Source organism: Colwellia hornerae (assembly GCF_007954355.1).
In the GTDB taxonomy this organism is placed as follows: domain Bacteria; phylum Pseudomonadota; class Gammaproteobacteria; order Enterobacterales; family Alteromonadaceae; genus Colwellia_A; species Colwellia_A hornerae.
The window spans coordinates 1-7,886 of record NZ_VOLR01000046.1 but is presented as its reverse complement, the minus strand read 5'-3'; the positions used below and the strand labels follow the sequence as shown (position 1 = coordinate 7,886).

At 36.5% G+C, this 7,886-nt stretch carries 7 protein-coding genes; 2 read left to right on the top strand and 5 right to left on the bottom strand.

Features of this window, described 5'->3' with window-relative positions; all coding sequences use genetic code 11:
- From ESZ26_RS18480 to ESZ26_RS18470, 3 genes are all read right to left on the bottom strand, one after another.
- Positions 1-522 (bottom strand): histidine phosphatase family protein (locus ESZ26_RS18480; RefSeq protein ID WP_146910728.1); only part of this gene is annotated, 522 nt, incomplete at its 3' end.
- Between the two features lie 33 nt (positions 523-555).
- The gene (sthA, locus tag ESZ26_RS18475) at positions 556-1,992 is read right to left on the bottom strand and encodes a Si-specific NAD(P)(+) transhydrogenase (RefSeq protein WP_223271734.1); all 1,437 of its coding nucleotides are present in this window, start codon (positions 1,990-1,992) and stop codon (positions 556-558) included.
- A gap of 87 nt (positions 1,993-2,079) precedes the next feature.
- Positions 2,080-3,198 (bottom strand): acyl-CoA desaturase, encoded by a 1,119-nt coding sequence (locus ESZ26_RS18470; protein ID WP_146801218.1) that lies wholly within the window; start codon positions 3,196-3,198, stop codon positions 2,080-2,082.
- Positions 3,199-3,427: 229 nt separating this feature from the next.
- Between ESZ26_RS18470 and fabR the strand changes: the two genes are divergently transcribed.
- Positions 3,428-4,045, top strand: a complete 618-nt coding sequence (gene fabR / locus ESZ26_RS18465; protein WP_146801216.1) for an HTH-type transcriptional repressor FabR — start codon at positions 3,428-3,430, stop codon at positions 4,043-4,045.
- Between the two features lie 4 nt (positions 4,046-4,049).
- Here the strand turns inward: fabR and trmA are convergent, their stop codons facing one another.
- Positions 4,050-5,147, bottom strand: a complete 1,098-nt coding sequence (gene trmA, locus ESZ26_RS18460) for a tRNA (uridine(54)-C5)-methyltransferase TrmA (protein ID WP_146801214.1) — start codon at positions 5,145-5,147, stop codon at positions 4,050-4,052.
- 247 nt (positions 5,148-5,394) lie between these two features.
- Here trmA and ESZ26_RS18455 point away from each other — a divergent pair, with 247 nt between their 5' ends.
- The gene (locus ESZ26_RS18455; protein WP_146801212.1) at positions 5,395-6,666 is read left to right on the top strand and encodes a DUF5610 domain-containing protein; all 1,272 of its coding nucleotides are present in this window, start codon (positions 5,395-5,397) and stop codon (positions 6,664-6,666) included.
- A gap of 72 nt (positions 6,667-6,738) precedes the next feature.
- Here ESZ26_RS18455 and ESZ26_RS18450 read toward each other — a convergent pair whose 3' ends face one another.
- Positions 6,739-7,182, bottom strand: a complete 444-nt coding sequence (locus tag ESZ26_RS18450; protein ID WP_146801211.1) for an RNA recognition motif domain-containing protein — start codon at positions 7,180-7,182, stop codon at positions 6,739-6,741.
- Positions 7,183-7,886: the final 704 nt, after the last annotated feature.

Here is a 7,886-nt window from a genome sequence, read left to right as displayed (position 1 = left end):
ACAGAGTAAAGGTTGCATTAATAATGTTAGGTGGCGATTTTTACCTGAAATGATAATTTGATAGATACCACGATATTCTTGCTCTGTCATTGGTGATACTGAGCTTTGGCTTAGTAATTCTGCCAATTGTGGCGTGGTATTACTGTGCCCAAAGACTACCGTATTTTCTTTTTCTTTGATTAATTGCCAGGCGAGTTGCTCTAACTTATTGGGCGCATAATTTTTTATCGCAAGTTTTTGCTGTTGCGCCAGCGGTGTAGCAGTTGCCATACTTCGCTGGTAGCGGGTACTGTATATATTTTTTATTTCTGCATTCTCTAAGATACGCGCAATCTCTTGTGCTCTAGATATCCCACATAGTGTTAATCCAGGATCCTCTTGATCTATTTTTTTTTCAGCATGACGAATTAAATAAAGGCTGTAGCTTTTACGTTCCTCTTGTAGAACGCTATTTTCAGTCGCATTAACGATTAAAAAAGGTATGTTAATACAAATAATTAGCAATAAAATTAATTTATTCATAACATACCTTTTTCGATTAACGTTTCTTTATTATTAAAATAAACGATTCAAGCCATTTAATGCCGCCACACGAAATGCTTCAGCCATCGTCGGATAATTAAACGTGGTGTTAACGAAGTATTCAATGGTATTACCACCATTGGTTTGTTGCATAATTGCTTGACCAATATGAATTATTTCAGCCGCATTTTCACCAAAACAATGAATACCTAAAATCTCTTTAGTTTCACTGTGAAATAGTATCTTAAGTGAACCGACTAAACTATTTGATATTTGTGCTCTTGCTAAATGTTTGAACTGTGCACGACCAACCTCATACGGAATTTTTGCTGCGGTTAGTTCTTGTTCTGTTTTACCAACAGAGCTTATTTCTGGAATGGTATAAATACCCGTAGGAATATCAGCAATAAGTTTTGCTGTACTTTGGTGATCTATCATCGCTGAAGCAGCTAACCGGCCTTGATCATAAGCGGCACTGGCTAAGCTTGGGTAACCAATGACATCACCTACTGCATATATATTGTCAACATTGGTTTGATATTGATCATTGACCTTTAACTGCCCACGTCCATCTGCTGATAATCCGGCATTTTCAACTTTTAAATCGGCTGTATTACCTGTTCGCCCATTAGCGAAAAGTAAACAGTCGGCGCGCATTTTTTTACCTGATTCTAAATGGACAACTACAGAGTCATCGGATGCTTCAACTCGTGCAATAGCTTCACCATGACGGATCACTACACCATTATTCCATAAGTGGTAACTGAGTGAATCAGACATTTCTGCATCTAAGAAAGAAAGCAGTCTATCGCGGGTATTAATTAAATCTACCTTTACACCTAGACCTCTAAATATAGAGGCGTATTCGGAGCCAATAACACCAGCACCATAAATAATGATAGAACGGGGATCATGCTTGAGTGATAAAATGGTATCTGAGTCATAAACCCGCGGATGGTTAAAATCAATATCTTTAGGTCGGTAGGGATGTGAGCCAGTAGCAATAACAATTTGCTTTGCTGTAATTTGTTCAACAGCCCCATCGTTATTAATAATTCTAAGCGTATGGGCATCAATAAATGACGCTTCACCTGAAATCAGCTCAACGCGGTTACGGTCATAAAAACCACTGCGTAACTGTACTTGTTTGCGAATAACCGAAGAGGCGTGTTTAAGAATCGCTGGGAAGGTTAAGTGTTTTGCTTTTTCATGTCCCCTAAAAAGTGGACTCGCGTTATATTCAATCAGTCGGCTAACACTTTGGCGTAAAGCTTTTGAAGGAATAGTCCCCCAATGCGTACAACCACCACCAACGTCTTTATAGCGTTCGACAATAGCGACACGTTTTTCTTTTTTAGATAACTCCATGGCAGTACCTTCACCACCTGGGCCGGTACCAATAATTATTGCATCATAATCGTAATCGTTATTTATTTTCTTCTTCGTTTTAGCTTTATTTTGAGTTGCCAAAATTTTGCCTTAAATTCCTACTAAGATTAAAAAATTTTAGCAGGAATTTAGACATCTGACCATGTAAAAGCTTATTAATGTAAGGGTTTATGCCAGTTGGGTTAATAAGCGTTGAAAATGTTGTTGTTGCTCTGCCAAGTGCTGCTTAAATTCTTGGTATTGTGCCGCTAATTCAGAACTTTCCACATCGGCAATTAATTTATCACGTCTGCTGGCCAGTAATTTTTTACGAACATCATAGTAGTCATTAATTCTAGCAATAAGTAGATCATACTCTTGTTGAAGTTTTTCACGCATTTGTTCAGCATTTGGATGAGAAAGTAACTTCTTCTGGCTACGTTTAAGTACCATAGCTAAACGCGCTTTCTCAATTTTGTCATCCGGATAGGTCCGTAGTTTTGAAGTAAGCTTTAAAAACTCACAGCCTTTAATTAACCATTTAGTCGGATCAAATTGCCACCAACGAATGCCGTTACGATAATCATTTTCAAAAATATGATGATAGTTATGATAGCCCTCGCCAAAGGTTAAAAACGCAAGGAAGCCATTATCTCGTGCAGTATTTCTTTCGGTGTAAGTTTGTTTACCCCAGATATGTGCCAAAGAATTAATAAAAAAAGTGGTGTGATGGCTTAACACTAAACGCAAGAAACCCACTAAAAGTAAGCTACTAATAATATCGCCGTGCCATAATCCAAATAAAATAGGGACACCAAAGTTCATCAATATTGTCAGTAATAAATAGTTTTTGTGCTGCCACATTACAATAGGGTCCTTTTGCAAATCACGGGTATTATCGTAATTAGCATATCGATGCGCTTGATACTCACGTAGCATCCAGCCGATATGTGAATACCAAAAACCTTTCTTGGCAGAATAGGGATCTTTGTCATTATTATCGACATGCTTATGATGAACTCTATGATCCGAAGCCCAATGTAATATACTGTTTTGTAATGCAAATGCCCCACCAAGCGCAAAAATAAAACGTAATGAAGCATGCGCTTGATAGGTTTTGTGCGACCATAATCGGTGATAACCGGCAGTAATCGACATACCGCAATAAATGAAGCAGCACAGTGCAACTACCAGTTCAGTGGTATCAAAGCCGTGTGTTATTGCTCGATACGGGACAGCGATTGCTGCGACTAAAAAGGTAATTAAAAACACACTAAAATTTAGCCAAACGATTTTAGGTTTATTCATGTAATAAGAATTCCATCAGTAAAAAAACGAACACTAAGCAAATAATTTCAGTGTACACGTGTACACTATTTTAACTTTGATCACTTTTCAGTCAAGGTAATTTTTATTAAACTTTTTATCTTCAATCAATAATACTGTATTTAAAAGTAGATGTTAGTTATCAAGTTTCTAGTAAATAGATGAAAATTCAGTATGATATGAACAGGCTAAAGCATAGGTTAATGAAGCAATGAGCGGGATTCGGGCACAGCAAAAAGAAAAAACACGTCGACAATTAATTGATGCTGCTCTTGGGCAGTTAAGTAGTGAGCGTAGCTTTTCGAGTTTGAGCTTACGGGAAGTCGCTAAAGAGGCTGGCTTAGCGCCAACATCATTCTACCGACACTTCTCAGATATGGACGAACTGGGTTTGACGTTGGTTGATGAAGCGGGTTTAACCTTGCGTCAATTAATGCGGCAAGCACGCCAACGTATTGAAAAAGGTGGTTCTGTTATTCAAATATCAGTCGTTACCTTTATGGAATTTATTGAAAGTAATGGCAATATTTTTCGTTTATTATTACGCGAGCGTTCTGGTACATCGGCTGCTTTTCGAGCAGCGGTAAATCGAGAAGTGCGTTATTTTACTTTAGAATTATGTGATTATTTACAGCAAGCAAATAAACTTAATGCAGACGTGGCTTTTTTACAGGCAGATGCAGCCGTTACTATTGTATTTAGTGCCGGTTCAGATGCTTTAGATGTTGATAAAGACGATCGCCAACAAATCGCTATGCGAACAATACAGCAGCTACGCTTTATCGCGCGCGGAGCTGCTGAATTTAGCAATCGAGGAGTAAAAAAATAAGAATTTATTTTTTACGAGAAAGTATCACCCCAGTTTCAACATGATGGGTGTAAGGAAACTGATCAAATAGTGCAAATTTTTCAATATTGTGTGTTTTCACTAATTCAGCTAGGTTTTCTTTTAATGTCTCAGGGTTACATGAGATATAAACAATACGCTCAAATCGACTGACTAACTCAACACTATCAGAATCAAGACCAGCTCTTGGTGGATCAACTAATACCGTATCGTAATTATAACTCTTTAGATCAAAACCTTCTAAACGACGAAACACTCGCTCACCGTTCATCGCTTGGCTAAAATCTTCACTAGACATTCTGATAATATCAACATTGTTTAGCTTATTTGCCGTAATATTAGTTTGCGCTGATTTTACCGATGTTTTCGATATTTCAGTACCCAGTACACGATCAAAATTTTCAGCAAGTGCAATACTAAAGTTACCATTACCACAGTAAAGTTCGATTAAATCACCACCAATATTCTGCGTGCCTTGCTTTGCCCAAAGTAGCATCTGCTCATTAACGTGGCCATTAGGCTGGGTAAAACTATTTTCTACTTGCTCATAGATATAAGTTTTATCGCCAACAGTTAACTGCTCAGTGACATAGTCTTTATCAAGAATAAATTTTTGTTTTTTTGCTCGACCAATAATATCAACAGGAGCTATTGCTGAAAGTGTAGCTTTTAATGTTGCCGCTTCAGTTAACCACTCTTCGTCTAACTGTCGGTGATACAACAAGCTTATTAATAGCTCGCCACTGAGTGTGGATAAAAAATCAACTTGAAATAAGCGGTGACGAAGCGAGGGTTTATCTTTAATTTCGTCAAGTAAGGCTTTCATTGCTTGATTGATTAATTTACTGGCGACGGGGAAGGTATCGACTCGATACTTTTCTTTAGTTTCACTATTAAACATAATATAAAATAAGTCATCACCGTCATGCCAAACTCTAAATTCTGCTCGTAATCTGTAATTTAAAGGCTCTGATCGAAAAATATCAAAATTAGGTAAGTCAAATTCACTAAACAATTTAGCGATATCATCCTGTTTGTTATCAAGTTGTTTATCATAAAATTGCGGTGCGATGTGACTAAACATATATAAGCCTTATAGATAGAAAAAATTAAACGACATTATACCCAACTTTAGTGAGTATTACAGAGGCGCTGAGTTTAGCGATTGTGATTACTTTGTCTAGTCATTTGTCTATAATATTCTTACCAAAGTCAGACTGAACACTAAAGTTTTACCAACAAATGCCGATATAATAACCATACTAGATTTAAAGATCTTTAGATCTTTGATTGTGTTTAATTAAAAATTAATTAGATACCGGAGAGTAGCAATGAATAAAATTGATAACCAGACAACTTTGCCAAATTATTTAGGGCAAAACCTTAAGGGTGAGCAAGTAAATAATGAAGCCGTTAAGCGAGATATGCCAGCAGAGTCATTTGACACACTGGCCTTAAATCATCGTGCGGCGATTACCATGAAGATTATATCTCAGTCGATCTCTAGTCAGATATCAGCAAATTTTCAAAAGTTTAATGATACTCCGCAAGCAACTAATGTGGTGATGAGTGATATTAGTACAACAGCGGCGTTAAATGAAAGCGAGGCTTCAACTAGCCTTTTTGATTTCGAAGCCGTCGCTCGTAATGTTATGGACTTTGTTGGCGCGAGTATCTTGGCTGCACAAGCAAACGGAGCGAGTGATGATAAGTTGGAAGAGATGTTTGAGCAAGGTCGTGCCGGTGTAAATTTAGGTATTGAGCAAGCAAAAGGTGATTTAAAAGATCTCGCCATGCTTGACGATGAATTAAACCAAGGTATAGAAAAAAGTCGTGACCTTATTAATAAAGGTATCGATGATCTCCATGAAAAAATGTTTCCTTCAGCCAATACATCCAATGATAATTTATCCGTATCAACGCCAAGTATTGGCTCGACAACAATTAATAGCGAACTAAACACAAGCAATTCAAAAAGTAGCGAGCTTACTATTACCACCACTGACGGTGATGTTGTTTCAATATCATTTAGTGAATTACAAGAATATGCCCGTAAAGAAGATTACCAGTACCAAGAGAGTAACCAAGGTGCATCGACAAACTATAGTAGTGCAAGTAATACGTATCATGAAATCAATTTCTCTTACAGCGTAGAGGGTAAACTTGATGATGATGAAAAAGCAGCCATAGAATCATTAATTAAAGACGTAAACTCATTACAAAAAGACTTTTTTAACGGCGATGTTAATCAAGCTTTTGAAAAAGCGATAGAACTAGGTTTTGATAATAAACAAATTACGAGTTTTAGTATGGATTTACAGCAAACAAAAACAAGCTATGTTAGCCAAGCTTATACAAGAGTAGCAGAGTCAGATGATAAGTTAGCACCTAGTATAGGAAAAGACCTCAGACCCTTGATTGATTTCTTAGATCAGTTTAACCAACTACAAGAACAAGCAGATAAACTATTATCAAAAAATGATGATGCTTTTGGTCAATTACTTGATGCAGTCTTTAAAGCAGAATTTGGTGAGAATAAAATAGCTAAAGAAAAGTTCGACAAAGTTATAGAAACGGTTAAACCTGTTAACAATAAGATTTAATTGTGCTGTTAATGGATAAAATAAACCCACGTTAACGTGGGTTTATTTATGGTCACTTACAAAGAATAAACGTTATTCTTCTTCAAGATTTTTTTCTGGACGTTCCTTTGCTTCACGAACTTTTAAAGTGCGTTGCTGAAATTCAGTATCATTAAGCGATGAAACAGCCGCATCGGCCGCATCAGCTGACATTTCAACAAAGCCAAAGCCACGACGTTTTCCAGTATGCTTGTCTTTCATTAAACGAACAGAATGAACTTGACCGTGTTCAGAGAATAATTCTCTGATCGATGATTCATTTGCTCGGTAAGGTAAATTCCCTACATATAATGTTTTTACTTCTTCATCAGCACTTTCGGCAGTAGTTGATGAACCTATAAGTGGCGCAATAAAAGTACTTACTAAAACTAGTACTGCAGTAATTTCTGGTGAGCTGCCAATAACAGTTGATAAAATGTAAGCAATTACAGCAAATATTACTGCGACGATAAATGTTAACCCTTGAGGAGACTTCATATATGAATACCTAATTATTATTTTAAATTCTAAATTAAAAAACTAAATTGCAATGTCCCTGCTACCCAGCCTTGAATATTGTACAAAGTACAAAGTTGTAAAAAAGATAAGTGTAATTTATATGCAAATCACACCTTACTTATATTAAGCAAAAAATAAAAAGTTTACTACACTAAATAAAGATATTAATTAAAAGCTCTATATTAGTGTTTGTTTCAAGCGCTTTATCTAGATATTACCGGACAACATCAAAAAGTGTTGGCGTTTATTGAACAATCAGCGAGTATATTGCTCATATTGTTTTTATTTTCAGCAAACAAACAGAAAGTTGAAAATAGTGCTTGATCCTTTTCAGAAAATGTCTAGAATGCGCTCCAGTTCCAAGGGGTTCAGTCAAAACGAACCACGAAAGAGCTGTTTTGATAAGTTATCTACACCACTTTAGGGTAAAGTAGTTAACTTAACGTTTTATCGATAAGGTTTGAATCTTCGAAAAGAAACTTCAAATTAAATTAAATAAAACGTTGACATCAAAACTGAGACGCGTATCATGCGCATCTCGCTTCAGGCAAGGCCTGCAGCAACGAAGCAAAGCGAATGAGATTTTGTTTCGGTTAACTATTAGAGTTAACGTTCTTTAACAATTAGTTATCATGCAATTTGTGTGGACACTCACATTACATTGATTTTACATAGTCGGTTCT

What these genes read in the sequence shown, in the direction of transcription:
- fabR (WP_146801216.1), top strand. Translation starts at nt 3,428, where the DNA reads ATGAGCGGGATTCGGGCACAGCAAAAAGAAAAAACACGTCGACAATTA.
- ESZ26_RS18455 (WP_146801212.1), top strand. Translation starts at nt 5,395, where the DNA reads ATGAATAAAATTGATAACCAGACAACTTTGCCAAATTATTTAGGGCAA.
- ESZ26_RS18450 (WP_146801211.1), bottom strand. Translation starts at nt 7,182, where the DNA reads ATGAAGTCTCCTCAAGGGTTAACATTTATCGTCGCAGTAATATTTGCT.
- trmA (WP_146801214.1), bottom strand. Translation starts at nt 5,147, where the DNA reads ATGTTTAGTCACATCGCACCGCAATTTTATGATAAACAACTTGATAAC.
- ESZ26_RS18470 (WP_146801218.1), bottom strand. Translation starts at nt 3,198, where the DNA reads ATGAATAAACCTAAAATCGTTTGGCTAAATTTTAGTGTGTTTTTAATT.